This window comes from Nocardia macrotermitis, from assembly GCF_009604405.1.
Classification (GTDB): domain Bacteria; phylum Actinomycetota; class Actinomycetes; order Mycobacteriales; family Mycobacteriaceae; genus Nocardia; species Nocardia macrotermitis.
In genome coordinates, this window is the sequence record NZ_WEGK01000008.1 from 22,712 (window position 1) to 39,756 (window position 17,045).

Sequence of the window (17,045 nt, forward strand, 5' to 3'; positions counted from 1 at the left end):
GTGTGCGAGTGAAATCGAACGCTGTACCGGAACCGGCGGACACCCAGGTCCGCGACCCGCGCCGCTGGTGGATTCTGGTGGTGCTGTGCCTGTCGCTGCTGGTGCTGATGATCGACGGCACCGTGCTCAATATCGCCATCCCGTCCCTGATCCGGGACCTGAACGCGACCCCGTCGGACATCCAGTGGATCCTCGACGCCTACATCCTGGTCTTCGCCGGACTGCTGCTCACCGCGGGCAGCCTGTCCGACCGCTTCGGGCGACGTCGCATGCTGATCACCGGACTTGCCGTGTTCGGCGCGGCCTCGCTGCTGGCGGTGCTGGCCGACGCGCCCTGGCAGGTGATCGCGGCGCGCGCGGCGATGGGTGTGGGCGGGTCGCTGCTGATGCCCTCCACGCTGTCCATCCTGATGACGACCTTCGCCGCGGACGAGCGCCGCAAGGCGATGGCGGCCTGGTCGACGGTGTCGTTGGTCGGCATCGTGCTCGGACCGACGCTGGGTGGCCTACTGCTGCAACACTTCTGGTGGGGTTCGGTGTTCCTGCTGAACATCCCGGTCGCGGTGCTCGCGATCGCGGCCGCGGTGGTGTTGATGCCCGAGACCCGCGGTGAGCAGCGGCCGGTCGACCCGGTCGGGGTGGTGCTGTCGATCGTGGCGTTGACCTCGGCGGTGTACGTGATCATCCAGCGCGAGTGGAACATTCCGGTGATCGCGCTGGCCGTGCTCGCGGGCGTGGGCTTCGGGTTCTGGGAACACCGCTCGGCACATCCGATGCTGCCGCTGGGCGTGTTCCGGAACCGGGACTTCACCGGCACCTGCCTGACACTGCTGCTGATGATCTTCGGGATGGGCGCGGTGCTGCTGATCCTGACCCAGTATCTGCAATTCGTCCTGGGCTACGGACCGATGCGGGCGGGCTGGGCGCTGCTGCCGTACGCCTTGGCCGCCGCGGTGTTCAACGGCCTGGGCGCGACCCTGGGCAAGACGCTGAGCAACAAGACGCTCATCGTGTCCGGGCTGGTCGTGATGGCGGGCGCGTTCGCGGTGCTGGCCTGTGCGAACAGTTATCCATGGGTGCTGGCCAGCATGATGATCATGGGTATCGGCGGCGGTCTGGCCGGTCCGGCCGCCTACTCCTCGATCCTCGGGGCCATCCCCGTCGAACACGCCGGAGTCGGCTCGGCCATGAACGACACCCTCCAGCAGGTCGGCCAGGCGATCAGCATCGCGGTGATCGGCAGCGTCCTGGCCGGGGTGTACACCGCGCACATGCCCGCCGACGCACCGGCCGCCGCCCGTGAGTCCATCGGTGCCGCTTTTCAATTGGGCCTGAGCGGTCCGGCGAAGTCCGCCTTCTCCGCGGCCATGTCGACCGGTTCGTGGATCAGCGTCGGATTCTCCCTCGCCGCGGCGGCCCTGGGGTTGATCCTGTTGCGCGGGCGGCGGCCCACCCCGTCCGAGGAACCCGAGACCACGCCCGTGGGCTGATACCGGAACGACCGGCCGGGCGTCGCGACATCGTCGTCGCGACGCCCCCGAGCCTCACGGAATCAGGACCGTGCGGGTGCCCTTCCCGTCGAGGTTCCACACCGATTCGACCTCGGCCAGCGGTACCGGGCGCGCGTCGATGGTCAGCTCACCCGCGACCGCGCCCCGCATGACATGCTCGACGGACTCCGCGAGCTGGACCGGATTCCACGATCCCGTGCCGGTGCCGATGATCACCAGATCGCTCGAGCGCAGAGCGCTTCCGGGCAGAGTGATCGAGGGTCCGGCCATCCCCCCGACGTGCACCAGGCGGGTTCGCCGCGACGCCGCGTGCAGATCCGCGCGGCCCAGCGCGCCCAGCAGCGCCTCGATCGGCGGACCCCACAGGTAGTCGATCACGACATCGAATCCCTTGTCCCCCACCGCTTCCGCGAATGCCGCGCCGGGGTCCTGATCCAGTTCGATGGTGACGTCCGCGCCGAGTTCACCGACCCGGCGCAGTGATTCGCGATTGCGGCCCGCCGCGACGATCTCCCCCGCGCCCATCGAGCGCGCCGCCTGCACGGCCAGTTTGCCGGTCACGCCGGTGGCCCCGAGGATCAGCACCCGTTCCCCGGGCCGCAACTCGGCGCGGTGCGCCAGCGAAGTCCACGCCGACACACCGGGATTCAGCAACGCGGCGGCGGTGAGGTCGTCGAGTCCGTCGGGCACCGGGAAGGTGCGCCGGGACGCGAGGGATCGCTGGGCCATCGAACCGAAGGGTTCGCGCGGGCCGGTGAAGAACACCCGGCGGCCATCGGCGAGCACGCCCACGCCGTCGACCCCGACGATCGCGGGCAGTTCGCCGTGGTCGCTGTAGTGCGTCCCGGCCGCGCGCGAGCGCGCCAGGTTGGTCAGCGCGGCGGCGGTGACCTCGACGAGCTGCTCGCCCTCGCGCGGTTCGGGTTCGCGGAACTCGCCGTATCGCGGGGGTTCGCCGTAGGTGTGCAGGATCGCGGCCTTCATGATCATTCTCCTCAACAACATTAAGTTCGGTTGCGACCACCATGCGTTAACATCGTTGAGGACGCGAACGCGGTGTGGATCTGATGTCATCTCCGGACTGGAACAGGCTCTGGCACAAGCGATTCGACCCGATGGGCCATAGCTTCACACACAACAGCGCCCGCGTTCCGAAATCCGGAACGCGGGCGCTGCACTCCAACTACTCAGTGCCCCATCATGATCGGCGCATCGGCCGAATCCTGTGGCGCGGCCGGTTTCACCTTCGGCAGGAAGTACGCCGGAATCAACGTCACCACGACCAGCGCCACCGCCACCACGAAGGTGTGCGCGAATGCCGTTGCGGCCTGGTCGAATCCGGCGGCCAGCGCACCCGGCGGGAACTGCTTGGCGATCGCCGGGTCGAAGCGCGACGCGATCGCCGGCTGCGCGAGCGGCTTGCTGTTCAGCAGGTTCGTCAGCACCACCGACATGACCGCGGTACCGATCGACCCCGCGGTCTGGTTCACGATGTTCATCAGCGTCGTGCCCCGCGCCACCTGCGCATGGGTCAGCGTCTGGATCGCCGCGGTCATCACCGGCATCATGGTGCAGCCCATGCCCAGACCCATCACGAACAACGCCGCCATCAGCAGCCCGTAGGACGTGTCGGCGTGCAACTGGGTCAGGAACGCGGTCCCGATGCCGATCACGACCAGACCCGTCAGCACGATCCGCCCCGGACCGATCTTGTCCACCAGCCGACCAGCGATCGGCATGGTCAGCATCGCGCCCAATCCCTGTGGCGCGATGAGCAATCCGGCGTGCAACGGCGTCAGGCCGCGCACCTGTTGCAGATAACTGGGCAGCAGCAGACCCGCCCCGAAGAACGCGACCGCGAAGAACACCATGGTCAGCACCGCGAAGGTCAGCGACCGGTTCCGGAACAGGTGCACATCGATCAGCGGATGGTCGGTGCGCAGCGCGTGCAGCACGAACGCCACCATCAGCACCAGCCCCACGATCGCGGGAATCAACACCCGCGAGGCCAGTACGGTGTGCTTCTCGGGAATCGAGGACACCCCGAACAGGAACAGCGCCAAACCCGGTGAGGCCAGCAGCATTCCGACGAAGTCGAACGTCTCGGAGGGTTCGGGCCGGTCGGGTGCGAACACCACGTAGGACAGGATCAGGGACAGCGCCCCGATCGGAACGTTGATCAGGAAGATCCAGTGCCATCCGGCCATACCGAACCAGTGCACGTCGATCAGCCAGCCGCCCAGGATCGGACCCAGGATCGGGCCCAGCAGCATCGGCACACCGAGCACCGCCATCACCCGGCCGATCCGCTGCGGGCCCGCGGCATGGGTCATGATCGTCATGCCCAGCGGCATCAGCATGCCGCCGCCGAGGCCCTGGATCACGCGAAAGGCGATGAGCGACTCGATGTTCCATGCCGTGGAGCACAGCAGCGAGCCCAGCACGAAGAAGGTCAGCGCCATCATGTAGAGGCGTTTGGTGCCGAATCGGTCCGCCGCCCAACCGGTCAGCGGAATGACGGTCGCCAGGGCGAGCGTGTAGCCGGTCATCGACCAGGCCGCGATCGCGTAGGTGGCGTGGAAGGTGTTCTGGAACGTCGGGAGAGCGATGGTGACGACGGTGATGTCGAGGATCGACATGATCGCGCCGAGCACCACGACACCGGCCACCTTCAACACGCCCGCGTCGAGCTTGTCGGAGGTCGGATCCGGCTGTGCGGTCTGACTATCCGGAGGAGTGGTCACCGCTTCAGCCTTGCACGGACACGCCCGGATGACCAGAGTCTATTTTCCCTGTGTGGGGACATCCCGCAGCGCGCGAATATTCGGTTCTACTCGGCGATACAGAGCGGTACGCTGGGAAATCACCCGGTTCACCGTTGCCCGGCAAGGAGATCGATGCGATGACCGACCCGGTGCGGGGTTTGACCGGTACGCTCACATCGCCGATCCGCGGCGCAGGGATGCTCGGGGAGGTCCTGGTCGCGATCCGAGGGGGGACAGAGAGTTACATCGCACGATCCACCGAGCCCATCGATCAGTTCGCGACCGTTCTGATCATCGAGGTGCATCCGGGCCGGATCGTCGATGTCGTTCCCTGGATCCCGCTGGACATCGGACCGGGTGGGGAATTGTCGAGATAACAAGGGAGACAACAGTGCTGGGGTACCACGTGCCCGATCCGGACGAGGCCATGCTCGTCAGCGGCGGCAAGAGCAGAGACAACGCGCCGTTCCGGGTGATCACCGGGCATGGCACCTGGGTGATGCCCTTCTTCCGCAAGGTCAGATATCTGTCGCTGGCCATGTACGAGGCCGAGATCCAGGAGCGGTGCGTCACCAAACAGGCCATCCAACTCGACGTGCGCGCGGTGATCGCCTTCAAGGTCGCCAACGACACCCAGTCGGTGGTCAACGCCGCGCAGCGCTTCCTGTCCGAACAGGAACGCGAGATGTCCGTCCTGACCGGCCGCATCTTCTCCGGACATCTGCGCTCGATCATCGGCTCGATGACCGTCGAGGAGATCATCCGCGAACGCCAGAAGCTCGCCGACGAGGTACTGGTCGCCTCGAAGCTGGAGATGAGCAATATCGGCCTGTGGGTCGATTCCCTGCAGATCCAGTCCATCGACGACGGCAACCTCGGCTACATCGCCGCCCTCGCCGCCCCGCACAACGCCGCGGTCCAGCGGGACGCGCAGATCGCCCAGGCCGCCGCCTCGCAGGCCGCCGCCGAGGCCGAACAGGCCTCCCGCCGCAAGCAGGCCGAATACCAGCGCCAGACCGCGATCCTGCAGGCCGAATACCAGCGCGACATCGACAAGGCCAAGGCCGAGGCGTCCCAGGCCGGACCGCTCGCCGAGGCCATCGCATTGCAGGAGGTGCTCACCGCGCAGGCCGAACGCGCCCGCAAGGAGGCACAACTGCGCGAACAGCAGCTGCAGACCGAGGTGGTCAAACCCGCCGAAGCCGAGGCCGAACGCGTGCGCGTGCTCGCCCAGGCCGAGGCCGACCGCACCCGCATCCAGGCCGAGGCCGCGGCCTCCAACAACCGCATCGCCCTGGATCAGCTGCTCATCGAACAGCTCCCCGAGATCGTCAAGCAGGCCTCGGCCGGACTGTCCAACGCCAACCTCACCGTACTGAACGGGCCCGACGGTGTCGGCGAGTTGATCAACGGAATGGTGGGCCAGGGACTGACGGTGTTCAATTCGCTACAGAAGGCTCTGTCCGCCAACGGTGAATCCGACGACAGTGAACATCGTGCGGGCTAGAGTGACCGCACAGTTGACGGCAATGAGGAGCGGGTGCAGGTGTCGATCGGGAAATTGGTGTCCTTCGACAGTTCACGGGGGTTCGGATTCATTCGGCCGGAAGACGGTGGCCCCGATGTGTTCGTGCATGTGAACGATATCGGGTTGGACGAGGACGAACTGCGGCAGGGACGGGTTTTCGAATTCGAGGTGACCGAGGGTGATCGGGGCCCGAAGGCGGTCAATCTGACCCTGGTCGCGGGGCAGCCGCCGGTGACGCGGCACCGCAACCGCGCAGGCGGCGCGGGGGTACTCACCCCCGCCGAACACAAGCGGCTGATCACCGAACTGCTGCTCGACGCCAGCCCGGCGCTGACCGCCGGCGAGATCGTCACCATCCGCGACCGCCTCGCCGCGTTCGCCGAACAACACGGCTGGCTCGAGGGCTGACCGGCGTTCCCGGTTTCTGTCGGTACCACGTCATACGATCTCCACGACGATGCGGGCGATGAATTTCCGTCGTCCGCATCGTCTATGACGTGAACACCGTCGACCCACCGGAGCGAAGCGGAGGCCACCATGCAGTTGCCCGTCATGCCGCCCGTCAAACCGATGCTGGCCAAATCCGCCTCGGATCTGCCCGGCGACCCGGAGCTGTTCTACGAACCCAAATGGGATGGCTTCCGCTGCATCGTCTTTCGCGACGGCGACGAGATCGAACTCGGCTCCCGCAACGACCGACCGCTCACCCGCTACTTCCCGGAATTGGTGACCCTGCTCGCGCAGGCGCTGCCACCGCGCTGCGTGGTCGACGGCGAGGTCGTCGTGGTCACCGAACACGGCCTGGATTTCGACACCCTGCAGAACCGGCTGCATCCCGCGGCCTCCCGGGTGAACAAACTCGCCGTGGAGACACCGGCCAGCTTCGTCGCCTTCGATCTGCTCGCCCTCGGCGACCGGGATCTGACCGGCGAACCGTTCGCCGAACGCCGCAAGATCCTGGAAACCATCGTCGACCACTCGCTCGACCGCGTGCACCTCACCCCGATCACCACCGACCCGGCCCTGGCCCGGGACTGGTTCACCCGCTTCGAAGGCGCCGGCTTCGACGGCGTCGTGGTCAAGGCCGGTGATCTGGCCTATCTCCAGGACAAACGGGTGATGATCAAGGTCAAACACGAGCGCACCGCCGACTGCGTGGTAGCCGGATTCCGCTGGCACAAGGACGGCCAGGGCGTCGGATCGCTGCTGCTCGGCTTGTACGACGAACAGGGCAATCTGCACCACGTCGGGGTGGCCAGCAGTTTCACCGCCGCCCGCCGCGCCGCACTCGTCGAAGAACTCGCACCGCTGCGCGAGAACGCCCTCGAGAACCACCCGTGGCGGCAGTGGGCCGACGCCGCGGCCCAGGCCAAGGCCGAGGGCAAGATGCCCGGCGGCGTCAGCCGCTGGACCGGGACCAAGGACCTGTCCTGGGAGGCGCTGCGGCCCGAACTCGTCGCCGAGGTCCGCTACGAACACGTCATGGCCGGGCGATTACGCCACGGCGGCCGCCTCGTCCGATTCCGCGACGACCGCACACCCGCATCGTGCACCTACGCCCAACTCGAACAGGTCGCCCCCGCCGAACTCGCCGACATCTTCGCCGAGGCCCGCAAATGAGCGCGTCGATCGACATCGAAACCGCCGGGCACACCGTGCGCATCAGCAATCCGGACAAGATCTACTTCACCAAACGCGGTGAGACCAAACTCGATCTGGTGCGCTACTACCAGGCCGTCGAGGAACCCATCATGCGCACCATCGGCAACCGGCCGGTGCTGCTGGAGCGTTATCCCGACGGCGCGAGCGGCAAATCCTGGTTCCAGAAACGAGTCCCGGCCTCGGTCCCGGACTGGTTGCAGACCACCAAGGTCGCCACCCCCAACGGCACCACCAGCGACGCCCTCGTCGCCGCCGACATGGCGCACATCCTGTGGGCGGTCAACCTGGGCTGCCTGGGTTTCCACGTCTGGGCCAACCACGTCGCGGCCGGACCACCCGACGTCGCCGCCGGGCACACCCCCACCCCGCACGCGGTCACCGAGGTCCTCGGCGATCTGGCCATCGCCGACGAACTGCGCATCGACCTGGACCCCTCCCCCGGCATCGGCTTCGCCGACCTCCGCGAGGCGGCCGTACTCACCCGCGAACTGTGCACCGAACTCGGCATCGATTCGCAGGTGAAAACCTCCGGCTCCCGCGGCCTGCACATCTACGTCGCCCTCGAACCCCGCTGGGACGGCTACCAGGTCCGCGCCGCCTCGGTCGCCCTGGCCCGCGAACTCGAACGCCGCCACCCCGACCGCATCACCGCACAATGGTGGAAGGAACTGCGCGGCAGCCGCGTCTTCATCGACTACAACCAGAATGCCCCGCACCGAACGGTTTTCGGGGCCTGGTGCGTGCGCCCCAAGGTCGGCGCACAGGTTTCCACCCCGATCTCCTGGGACGCCCTGGCCACCGTCGTCCCCGACGAACTCACCATCGCCACCGTCCCCGCCCGGGTAGCCGAGTTCGGCGATCCCTGGGCCGACCGCACCCCGCAATCCATCGAGCCCCTGCTGAAAATGGCTGCCCGCGACCAGGATTCGGGCCTGCTCGACGCGCCCTGGCCACCGCAGTACCCGAAGATGCCGAACGAACCACCCCGCGTCCAACCCAGCCGCGCCCGCACCCAGGACTGACCGCCCGGACCCCCTCACCGCACCAGCGGCGCCACGACCGAGCACGCGTCCACCGGCGCAGCGCCGCAGTGTCGTGAGCGGCGGCTGTACCAGGGTGAGTTGGTCGCCGGTCGCGTCGATGATCAGGTGCCGCACCGAGGGCAGCGCGTCACAATTCCGCGCCGCCCCGACACATCCGACCGAGGCACGCCCCTGCGGCCCAGACCTCGATCGATCCGACCTACACCGTCGCGAGCAGGCCCCTCGCACCAGGACGCCGCCCGCGCGCGACGGCGAATCGGGCGGCGTCCGTGGTGCTTTCGACGCCGATCAGCGATCGATCTTCGCGAACGACGTGGTGATCAACGCGAACAACATGTCCGCGAGCAGGATGTGGACCTGCTCGCGAGTCAGGGTGCCGCGGATGATCCATTCGCGCCCAGCGGTTTTCACCAGACCGCCGTACGCGCGAACCATCGCCCGCAGTTCCGCGGAGTGCCGGGATCCGCTCAGCCCCACCATATCCAGCAGACGGGCCGCGGCCGCGTCGTCGGCCTCGTCCAGGATGCGCTGCACCTCCGGATCGTCGCCGATGCCCTCGTGCCCGGTCACCTTCACCCAGGTGCTGCCGTGCTCACCGATGATGTCCAGCAACCACGTCACACTCGCGTCGACCCGGTCGCGGTCACTACCGGTCGGCAGCACCATGTTGTCCGGCCGCGGCAGGGTCACCATCCGGCGCACCACCGCGAGATACAGATCCCGCTTGTTGCCGAAATAGTGGTTGATCAGGCCACGAGCCACCCCGGCACGCTGCGCGAGCTCTGCGGTGGACACCGCCGCGTACGGGCGTTCACCGAACATCTCGATGGCGCGCGCCAGAATCTGGGCACGCCGCTCGTCGGGATCGAGCCGACGACGCGACGGAACCTGCGACGCGGCCACCGTGGGACGGGTTTCAGAGTGAGCGGGCAATGAGATCCTTCATCACCTCGTTCGAACCGGCCAGGATACGCAGGATCCGCGCGCCCGTGTAGAGCTGGGAGATCGGGTATTCCGTCATGTATCCATAGCCGCCGAAGAGTTGCAGACAACGGTCCACCACGATACCCAACTGATCGGTCAGCCAATATTTCGCCATCGCGGCGGTGGGGATGTCCAGTTCGCCGACGAGATGCTTGCTGATCGCGTCGTCCAGGAAGGTCCGGCTCACCCGCGCGATCGTCTTGCACTCCGCGAGCTCGAACTTGGTGTTCTGCATCGCGAACAGCGGCTTGCCGAACGCCTCGCGGCCCTTGGTGTACTCGACGGTCAGCTCGACGGCCTTCTCCATCATCGCCACCGCCATGATCGCGGTGACCAGCCGCTCCTGCGCCAGCAGCTGCATCATCTGGTAGAAGCCCTGGCCCTCGGCCTCACCGAGCAGGTTCGAGGCCGACACCCGCAGCCCGTCGAAGAACAGCTCCGCGGTGTCCTGCCCCTTGCCACCGATCTTGGACAGGATCCGGCCGCGCTTGAAACCGGGAGTGTCGTCGCCGACCTCCGCGAAGATCAGCGAGACGCCCGCCGCGCCCTTGGTCGGGTCGGTCTTCACCGCCAGGATGATGCCGTCGCACAGCCAGCCGTTGGAGATGAAGATCTTCGAGCCGGTGATGACGTACTCGTCGCCCTCGCGTACCGCGCGGGTCTTGATCGCCTGCAGATCCGATCCGGTGCCCGGCTCGGTCATGCCGATCGAGAGCACCATCTCACCGGTCGCGGCCTTGGGCAGCACCCGGCGCTTGAGCTCCTCGCTGCCGAAGTGCGCCAGGTACGGCGCGATGATCGAGGAGTGCACGGGCATGCCCAGCGCGCCCTCACCACCGAAGGACTGCTCCTCGATGATGGCCGCCTCGTGCGCGAAAGTGCCACCGCCACCGCCGTATTCAGTCGGGATCGCGGCGCACAGCAGGCCCAGCTCGCCCGCCCGGTTGTACAGCTCACGATCGGGATGGCCCTGCGCGACGAACTTCTCCTCGTGCGGAACGACCTCCTTGGCGAAGAAATCTCTCGCCAGCTCCCGGACCGCCTCGACCTCGTCGTCGCTCCATACCGCGCGTGCCATCTTCGTCTCACCTCTCGTACCGAGCCGATTCACCGCGCACGCCCGGACCGCTCACCCACCGGACGCACACACCGGTCGGCAGCCCGCCGACCTCCGCACCAGCGTGGACCACTGTTGGCATTCTGTCAACAAACCACGCGAACTCGCGTACGGCAGCCGTGTGCGGGGGCACACCTGCGCTGATGCGAGAATGATCCGATCCGTATCCGCCCGCACGAAGGAAACACCCGCAGCACGATGGCCGACCACGACCCGACGACCGATACCGCCGCACACCAGGCCATCGATCCCGAGGACCTCGCCATCTGCCTGCGCGTCCTGGATCAGGTGGGCGACCTGGACAAGGACCACCCCGATTCGGTGCAGGTGCAGCGCGCGGTCGGGCACATGTTCAAGATGCTCAAGCGCCGCCGCCGCATCGCCGCGCGCGAGGCCGTCGCGGAGAACGATCGCGCCGTCGTGCACGCCACCGCCACCGGATCACTCAACCGCATCGACGACGAGACCGCCGGAATCCCGTTGACCTCCAACGTTTCCGGCGCGTCGGCGGGAACGCTGCTCAAACCGCGCCCCTGTTACATCTGCAAACAGCGCTACACCCGCGTCGATGCCTTCTACCACCAACTGTGTCCCGACTGCGCCGCGCGCGGCCACGCCAAACGCGACGCGCGCACCGACCTGACCGGCCGCCGCGCCCTGCTCACCGGCGGCCGCGCCAAGATCGGCATGTACATCGCGCTGCGCCTGCTGCGCGACGGCGCGCACACCACCATCACCACCCGCTTCCCCAACGACGCCATCCGCCGCTTCAAGGCCCAGCCCGACAGCGCCGACTGGATCCACCGGCTGCGCGTGATCGGTATCGATCTGCGCGATCCGGCCCAGGTCGTCGCGCTGACCGAGGACGTCGCCGCGCAGGGCCCGCTGGACATCCTGATCAACAACGCCGCCCAGACCGTGCGTCGCTCGAACGGCGCCTACGGCGCACTCGTCGAGGCCGAATCCGACCCGCTGCCCGTCGGCGAACTCCCCGACACCATCAGCTTCGGCAAAACCATGCAGGCGCACCCCACCGCCCTGACCGCCTCCCTCGCCCCCGCACTCACCGCCGCCGAGGTCACCGAACTGGCACTGGTCGCGGGATCCGCTACGCCCGAACGTATTTCGCGCGGACTGGCGATCGACGCCGGGGGCCTGGTCCCCGATCTCGCCCACACCAACAGCTGGGTACAAACCGTCGCCGAGGTCGACGCCACCGAACTGCTCGAGGTGCAACTCTGCAACTCGGTCGCCCCGTTCATCCTGATCTCCCGACTGCGCCCATCGATGGCCTCCGCCGCCGCACGCCGCAAGTACGTGGTGAATGTATCCGCGATGGAAGGCGTCTTCGGCCGCGGCTACAAGGGCCCCGGCCACCCCCACACCAACATGGCCAAGGCCGCCCTGAACATGCTCACCCGCACCAGCGCCACCGAAATGCTGGAAGCCGACCGCATCCTCATGACCGCCGTGGACACCGGCTGGATCACCGACGAACGCCCCCACTACACCAAGATCCGCCTGGCCGAAGAAGGCTTCCACGCCCCCCTCGACCTGGTGGACGGCGCAGCCCGCGTCTACGACCCGATCGTCCGCGGCGAAAACGGCGAAGACCTCCACGGCTGCTTCCTCAAGGACTTCGAACCGTCCAACTGGTAACCCCTCCCCGCCTCCATGCGGTCCTGTCCATCTCGAACATTCCGAACACATATGCTTCAATGCGCATATTCCAATATTGATATTCCATAAGCCACCAATCCGGACCCGATTCCCTAGTCGACCAGCAGGTGGGGCAGACCCGAGCGGTGGCTCGCCGCCTACGCAATGCCCAAGGCCGCCATCGACGTGTTCACCACAGCACTGGCCACGGAAATCAGGCCACGCGGATAACCGTCAACGCGGTCGATCCCGGTGCGATCGACACCGATCTCAATGCGTCATGGCTGCGCTCGAGCGACGATGCACACGCTGCGACCGCGGCCCGTTCGCCGCTGGCCCGCGTGGGGCTGCCCGCTGATGTTGCGGGTGTGGTCGTATTCCTGGTGTCGGACGATGCGAGCTGGGTTACCGGTCAGCTTCTCGATGCGACTGGCGGGGCTCTGCTCCAGGACGCGACGGATTCCGTTACGGTGCAGGAGGATTCGCTGACGACGCGGGAGCCGATAACAGCTCGTCGGGCTCCCCCGCTGACGTCTCGCGGGGCTGACGGGTGGTCAGGATCGAACGCATCAATACGATCACGTACGGGCGGGAGGGGGCTGGGGCGCGCCTACTCTGGATGGATGATGTACCGTCTGCTGGCCGACGCCACTGCGGTGGTGCACTTCCTGTTCGTTGTTTACGTCGTGGTCGGTGGCTATCTTGCCTGGCATTGGCGGTGGTCGCTGTGGACGCATCTGGCCGCGTTCGGGTGGGGGTTCGGCACAGTGATCTTCGATATTTCGTGTCCGCTGACGCATCTGGAGAATTGGGCGCGGGGGCGGGGTGGGGAGGCGCCGCTACCGGCCGGCGGGTTCATCGATCACTACATCACCGGGGTGTTCTATCCGCGCGGTGCGTTGGATCTGGTGCGGATGTTGGTGGTGCTCGTGGTGGCGTTGTCGTGGGCGGGATATGTGTGGTTGCCGCGGCATCATCGGGCGCTCAGGCCAAGCGTTCGTTGATGAAAGTCGCTACCTCGGAGACCTTTTCGTCGAGATAGAAGTGTCGTCCGGGCAGGGTGGACAGGTCGAACGCACCGGTGGTGTGGCGCTTCCACTCCCCTGCCTGTTCGGGGGTGACGGTCGGGTCGGCATCGCCGAGCAGCGCCGAGATATCGCATCGCAGGGTGGCCCCCGGCTCGAACTCGTACGTCTCGACCGCCTGATAGTCGGCGCGGACCGCGGGCAGGACCAACTCGGCCAGACTCGGCTCCGAACGCAGAATCGCCACGGAGGCAGGATCATTCGCCAGCCGCTCCAACTCGGCGATCACCTCGGCATCGGGGGCCTGATGGATGGCGCCGACGTAGGCCGCGTCCGGCGCGATACGTCCCGAGACGAACAGCCGAACCAGTTGCCGCCCAGCACTTTCCAGCCGACGCGCGGTCTCGAACGCCACCGTCGAACCCATGCTGTGTCCGAACAGTGCCAGCCGGGGCGCACCCACCGACAGCTCGGGAACGACACGATCTGCGAGCACCCGCAGATCGGTGAGCAACGGCTCACCCAGCCGATCTTGTCGACCCGGATACTGCACCGCGAAAACCGCTGTGTCGGAACGTATCTGCTGCGCCAAGGCGCGATACGCACTGGCCGAACCACCACCGGGCGGGAAGCACACCAGCACCGTGCGCGGATCGGGCACCGCTCGCAACTCACGCAACCAGCCACCCGCTGCAATCCGTCCCGCCACGAACCTTCCCTCCGCTCGATATCGCTCTTCGTCGGGCCGAGGGTACCCGGTCGCTATTTTCCCTGGAGCGCCGAGAGGGCCACGGCGAGATCGTCGCCCAGCAGCAGTTCGCCGTCCGGCTCGAGCAGAGCCAGCATCGCGATGCCCTGGAACAGGACGAAATACAGCTTGGCGACCGCGCGCGCTTGCGCATCGGACAGGTCCGGATACACCTCGCGCAACAGCCCGGCCAGTTCGGCGTACGCCTCGCTCGTCGCCTCGGCCAGGAATGCCTGCGAGTCGGGCGAGCGGGCGATGCGCAGACCGTTCTCCAGGCTCAGCAGCAACTGCTCCCGATAGCGGAATGCCACGTCGACCAGGCCGTTCAGGGTCGGCGCGAAGGATTCGGACAGCGCCCGTCCCTCCCCCGCGGCGCGGATCGCCTCGTCCATACCGTCACCGATATCGCTGCCGACGGACATGGTGATGGCCTCGGAGATCAACCGATCCTTGGAGCCGAAGTGGTAGCCGATCGCCGCCAGGCTGACCCCGGCGACCCCGGCGATATCCCGCGCGGTGACCTTGGCGAGCCCGCGTTCCAGGATCACCTTCTTCGCCGCCGCCAGTAGATCCTCTCGATTACCCATATGCCCAGGTTACAACGTCTTAGACATTTGTTCTAGACAGATGTGCCAATCGTGTGGCACATTTGTCTAAGACATTCGATCAACATTCGATCCACACGACAGGGAACCGACATCATGGGCACCACCAGCACCCCGCGCATCCTCGTCTCCGGTGGCGGTATCGCCGGTAATGCCGTTGCGCTGCAACTGCTTCGGGCCGGCATCACCGTCACCATCGTCGAGCGCGCCACCGCTCCCCGGCCCGGCGGGCAGGCCGTGGATCTGCGCGGTCCCAGCCGCGAGGTCGCCGAGCGGATGGGCCTGATGCCCGCGATCGGCAAGTCCCAGCTCCAGGAGCTCGGCATCACCTATGTCGACCCGCGCGGACGCACCTACGCGAACATGTCGATGGAGTACTTCGAGGGCAAGGGCCCGGTCGCCGAGATCGAGATCACCCGCGGCGACCTGAACCAGGTGCTGCTGAACGAACTCGCCGGACTCGGCGGGACTCTCGACTACCGGTACGGCGAGTGGATCACCGCGCTGCACCAGGACGATGCCGGGGTGCGGGTCGAATTCGCCTCCGGGCAGAGCGAAAGCTTCGACCTGGTCGTCGGCGCGGACGGCGTGCACTCGGCCACCCGGCGGCTGGCCTTCGGCCCCGAGGAGCAGTTCAGCACCTATCTGGGCGGATACATGTCCTTCTTCACGATCCCGACCCCGCCGAACATCCGGCCCGGCTGGTTCACCATGCAAATGATCCCCGGCGCGGCGGTCGGCATCCGGCCCGACGGCCGACCCGATACCGCCAAGGCCATTCTCACCATGCTGACCGATCGCGATCCGGCCCTGCGCGGCGATCTCGACGCCCAACACCGGCTCGTCCACCGCCACCTCGAGGGCGACGGCTGGCACGCCCCCGCGGTTCTCGCGGGCATGGCCGCGGCCGACGACTTCTACTTCGACGAACTCACCCGGATCGATATGCCCTCACTCAGCGCCGGCCGCGTCACCCTGCTCGGCGACGCCGGATACTGCGGCTCACCGATGACCGGCATGGGCACCGCGATGGCGATGGTCGGCGCGTACCTGCTCGCGGGCGAGATCGCCCGCACCCCGGACGACCTCCCCGACGCCCTGCGCCGGTACGAGCGGCAGGTGACCCCGTTCCTGGACAAGGCCAGGGAACTGCCCGGCGGCGGCATCCAGATGATGTTGTCGCACAGTCGATTCGGCACCACCACGCGTCGCACCGTCAACCGCGTGATGATGTCGCGGATGATGCGCCCGGTGATGATGAAGATGTTCTTCGGCAAGACCGACGACTACCAGCTGCCGACCTACTTCAGCGACACCGCGGCAACCGCGTCGCGGCCCACCGAATAGGATCGTGCCGGTGCGGCAGAAGATCATCATGGATGTCGACACCGGCATCGACGATTCCCTCGGACTGCTCTACATCCTGGCCAGCCCCGAGGCCGAACTCGTGGGCATCGCCTCGACGGCCGGCAACGTCCCCACCCCGCAGGTGGCGGCGAACAACCTCGCCCTGCTGGAACTGTGCCGAGCGCCCGAGATCGAGGTGGCGCTCGGCGCCGAGGCTCCCCTGGCGATCCCGTTGCGCACCACCGAGGACACGCACGGGCCGCAGGGCATCGGCTATGCCGAATTCCCGCCCCCGACACGTCGGCTCTCGGACCGGTCCGCGGCACAGCTGTGGGTGGATCTGGTGCGCGCGCATCCCGGCGAGATCGTCGGGTTGTGCACCGGGCCGCTCACCAATCTCGCGCTCGCGCTGCGGATCGAGCCGAGACTGCCCGAACTGCTCGGGCGGCTGGTGGTGATGGGCGGGGCGTTCAACCATCCGGGGAACACCACGCCCACCAACGAGTGGAACGTGCACGTCGATCCGGAAGCCTGGCACGAGGTGTTCGCCGCGTTCCGCGCCGCACCCGCCGACCGACGGCCGCTGGTGTGCGGGCTGAACATCACCGAGACCATCGAGATGTTCCCCGAACATCTCACCCGGCTCGCCGAACGCGCGGAAAGCCTTCCCGCACACGAGGTTTCCGAACACGACGCACCCGGCACGCGATCGAAGGCGAGCAATCCGGTGGTGCGGTTCCTGACCGACGCGGTGCGGTTCTACTTCGAATTCCACCGGCAGTACGACCAGGGTTATCTCGCGCACATGCACGATCCCTTCGCCGCCGCGGTCGCGCTGGATCCCGGGCTGGCCCGCACCCGCGCGGCCACGGTCGACGTCGAGTTGGGCGGCACGCTCACCCGGGGCGCCACCGTGGCCGACTGGGCGGGGATGTGGGGCCGGGAACCCAACGCGGACATCGTCGTCGGCACCGATCCGGCGGTCTTCTTCGACCGGCTGATCGAGCGGGTGGGAGATTTCGCCCGCACGGTGTACCCGGCCTGAGAAGAG

Annotated in this window: 16 protein-coding genes and 1 pseudogene; 11 read left to right on the top strand and 6 right to left on the bottom strand. The window is 67.2% G+C overall.

Annotation, left to right across the window (positions count from 1 at the left end):
* The first annotated feature begins 8 nt into the window (after positions 1-8).
* Positions 9-1,490 carry an MFS transporter gene (locus NRB20_RS19345; protein WP_319945130.1) on the top strand — a complete coding sequence of 494 codons (1,482 nt, stop codon included), beginning with the start codon at positions 9-11 and terminating at the stop codon, positions 1,488-1,490.
* A 54-nt stretch (positions 1,491-1,544) separates the two neighbouring features.
* On the opposite strand, the gene NRB20_RS19350 is transcribed toward NRB20_RS19345, so the two are convergent.
* Positions 1,545-2,495 carry a quinone oxidoreductase family protein gene (locus tag NRB20_RS19350; protein ID WP_153411577.1) on the bottom strand — a complete coding sequence of 317 codons (951 nt, stop codon included), beginning with the start codon at positions 2,493-2,495 and terminating at the stop codon, positions 1,545-1,547.
* A 203-nt stretch (positions 2,496-2,698) separates the two neighbouring features.
* Positions 2,699-4,255 carry a DHA2 family efflux MFS transporter permease subunit gene (locus NRB20_RS19355; protein WP_319945131.1) on the bottom strand — a complete coding sequence of 519 codons (1,557 nt, stop codon included), beginning with the start codon at positions 4,253-4,255 and terminating at the stop codon, positions 2,699-2,701.
* 158 nt (positions 4,256-4,413) lie between these two features.
* Here NRB20_RS19355 and NRB20_RS19360 point away from each other — a divergent pair, with 158 nt between their 5' ends.
* The 5 genes from NRB20_RS19360 to NRB20_RS19380 all read left to right on the top strand — a co-directional run bounded on the left by NRB20_RS19360 (position 4,414) and on the right by NRB20_RS19380 (position 8,488).
* Positions 4,414-4,653, top strand: coding sequence for a hypothetical protein (locus tag NRB20_RS19360; protein WP_153411579.1), 240 nt, complete (start codon positions 4,414-4,416; stop codon positions 4,651-4,653).
* Between the two features lie 14 nt (positions 4,654-4,667).
* The gene (locus NRB20_RS19365; RefSeq protein WP_319945132.1) at positions 4,668-5,783 is read left to right on the top strand and encodes an SPFH domain-containing protein; all 1,116 of its coding nucleotides are present in this window, start codon (positions 4,668-4,670) and stop codon (positions 5,781-5,783) included.
* Positions 5,784-5,816: 33 nt separating this feature from the next.
* Positions 5,817-6,212, top strand: coding sequence for a cold-shock protein (locus NRB20_RS19370; RefSeq protein WP_319945133.1), 396 nt, complete (start codon positions 5,817-5,819; stop codon positions 6,210-6,212).
* A gap of 129 nt (positions 6,213-6,341) precedes the next feature.
* Entirely contained in the window at positions 6,342-7,424 is a 1,083-nt protein-coding gene (locus NRB20_RS19375) for an ATP-dependent DNA ligase (protein ID WP_194289926.1), read from the top strand.
* Positions 7,421-8,488 (top strand): DNA polymerase domain-containing protein, encoded by a 1,068-nt coding sequence (locus NRB20_RS19380; protein WP_153411580.1) that lies wholly within the window; start codon positions 7,421-7,423, stop codon positions 8,486-8,488. The genes NRB20_RS19375 and NRB20_RS19380 overlap by 4 nt, the downstream gene beginning before the upstream one ends.
* A gap of 309 nt (positions 8,489-8,797) precedes the next feature.
* Here NRB20_RS19380 and NRB20_RS19385 read toward each other — a convergent pair whose 3' ends face one another.
* Together NRB20_RS19385 and NRB20_RS19390 are read right to left on the bottom strand one after the other, a co-directional pair.
* Positions 8,798-9,442: a TetR/AcrR family transcriptional regulator gene (locus tag NRB20_RS19385; RefSeq protein ID WP_153411581.1), complete on the bottom strand. Its 645-nt coding sequence runs from the start codon at positions 9,440-9,442 to the stop codon at positions 8,798-8,800.
* Complete coding sequence (locus tag NRB20_RS19390) at positions 9,426-10,571, bottom strand: acyl-CoA dehydrogenase family protein (protein ID WP_153411582.1); 1,146 nt, start codon at positions 10,569-10,571, stop codon at positions 9,426-9,428. Before NRB20_RS19390 ends, NRB20_RS19385 begins: the two co-directional genes overlap by 17 nt.
* A 237-nt stretch (positions 10,572-10,808) precedes the next feature.
* On the opposite strand from NRB20_RS19390, the gene NRB20_RS19395 reads away from it, so the two are divergent.
* The 3 genes and pseudogenes from NRB20_RS19395 (at position 10,809) to NRB20_RS19405 (ending at position 13,273) form a co-directional block, all read left to right on the top strand.
* On the top strand, positions 10,809-12,269 hold the full coding sequence (locus tag NRB20_RS19395; protein WP_153411583.1) for an SDR family NAD(P)-dependent oxidoreductase: 1,461 nt from the start codon (positions 10,809-10,811) through the stop codon (positions 12,267-12,269).
* Positions 12,270-12,415: 146 nt separating this feature from the next.
* Positions 12,416-12,646: pseudogene (locus tag NRB20_RS39335) on the top strand (SDR family oxidoreductase); the annotation flags it as partial.
* A 246-nt stretch (positions 12,647-12,892) separates the two neighbouring features.
* Entirely contained in the window at positions 12,893-13,273 is a 381-nt protein-coding gene (locus NRB20_RS19405) for a DUF2784 domain-containing protein (RefSeq protein WP_153411767.1), read from the top strand.
* Here NRB20_RS19405 and NRB20_RS19410 read toward each other — a convergent pair.
* A complete protein-coding gene (locus tag NRB20_RS19410; protein WP_319945134.1) occupies positions 13,254-14,003 on the bottom strand; it encodes a thioesterase II family protein in 750 nt (249 codons plus the stop codon). The two genes, NRB20_RS19405 and NRB20_RS19410, sit on opposite strands and share 20 nt — an antisense overlap.
* Positions 14,004-14,056: 53 nt before the next feature.
* Complete coding sequence (locus tag NRB20_RS19415) at positions 14,057-14,629, bottom strand: TetR/AcrR family transcriptional regulator (RefSeq protein WP_153411584.1); 573 nt, start codon at positions 14,627-14,629, stop codon at positions 14,057-14,059.
* Positions 14,630-14,743: 114 nt separating this feature from the next.
* Between NRB20_RS19415 and NRB20_RS19420 the strand changes: the two genes are divergently transcribed.
* A complete protein-coding gene (locus NRB20_RS19420) occupies positions 14,744-15,994 on the top strand; it encodes an FAD-dependent monooxygenase (RefSeq protein ID WP_153411585.1) in 1,251 nt (416 codons plus the stop codon).
* Between the two features lie 28 nt (positions 15,995-16,022).
* Positions 16,023-17,039 (top strand): nucleoside hydrolase, encoded by a 1,017-nt coding sequence (locus NRB20_RS19425; RefSeq protein ID WP_153411769.1) that lies wholly within the window; start codon positions 16,023-16,025, stop codon positions 17,037-17,039.
* Positions 17,040-17,045 lie beyond the last annotated feature (6 nt).

Excerpts from the sequence above, each read along its gene's own strand:
- NRB20_RS19425 (WP_153411769.1), top strand. The coding sequence starts at position 16,023 with ATGGATGTCGACACCGGCATCGACGATTCCCTCGGACTGCTCTACATC.
- NRB20_RS19395 (WP_153411583.1), top strand. The coding sequence starts at position 10,809 with ATGGCCGACCACGACCCGACGACCGATACCGCCGCACACCAGGCCATC.
- NRB20_RS19375 (WP_194289926.1), top strand. The coding sequence starts at position 6,342 with ATGCAGTTGCCCGTCATGCCGCCCGTCAAACCGATGCTGGCCAAATCC.
- NRB20_RS19415 (WP_153411584.1), bottom strand. The coding sequence starts at position 14,629 with ATGGGTAATCGAGAGGATCTACTGGCGGCGGCGAAGAAGGTGATCCTG.
- NRB20_RS19360 (WP_153411579.1), top strand. The coding sequence starts at position 4,414 with ATGACCGACCCGGTGCGGGGTTTGACCGGTACGCTCACATCGCCGATC.
- NRB20_RS19390 (WP_153411582.1), bottom strand. The coding sequence starts at position 10,571 with ATGGCACGCGCGGTATGGAGCGACGACGAGGTCGAGGCGGTCCGGGAG.
- NRB20_RS19380 (WP_153411580.1), top strand. The coding sequence starts at position 7,421 with ATGAGCGCGTCGATCGACATCGAAACCGCCGGGCACACCGTGCGCATC.
- NRB20_RS19420 (WP_153411585.1), top strand. The coding sequence starts at position 14,744 with ATGGGCACCACCAGCACCCCGCGCATCCTCGTCTCCGGTGGCGGTATC.
- NRB20_RS19405 (WP_153411767.1), top strand. The coding sequence starts at position 12,893 with ATGATGTACCGTCTGCTGGCCGACGCCACTGCGGTGGTGCACTTCCTG.
- NRB20_RS19350 (WP_153411577.1), bottom strand. The coding sequence starts at position 2,495 with ATGAAGGCCGCGATCCTGCACACCTACGGCGAACCCCCGCGATACGGC.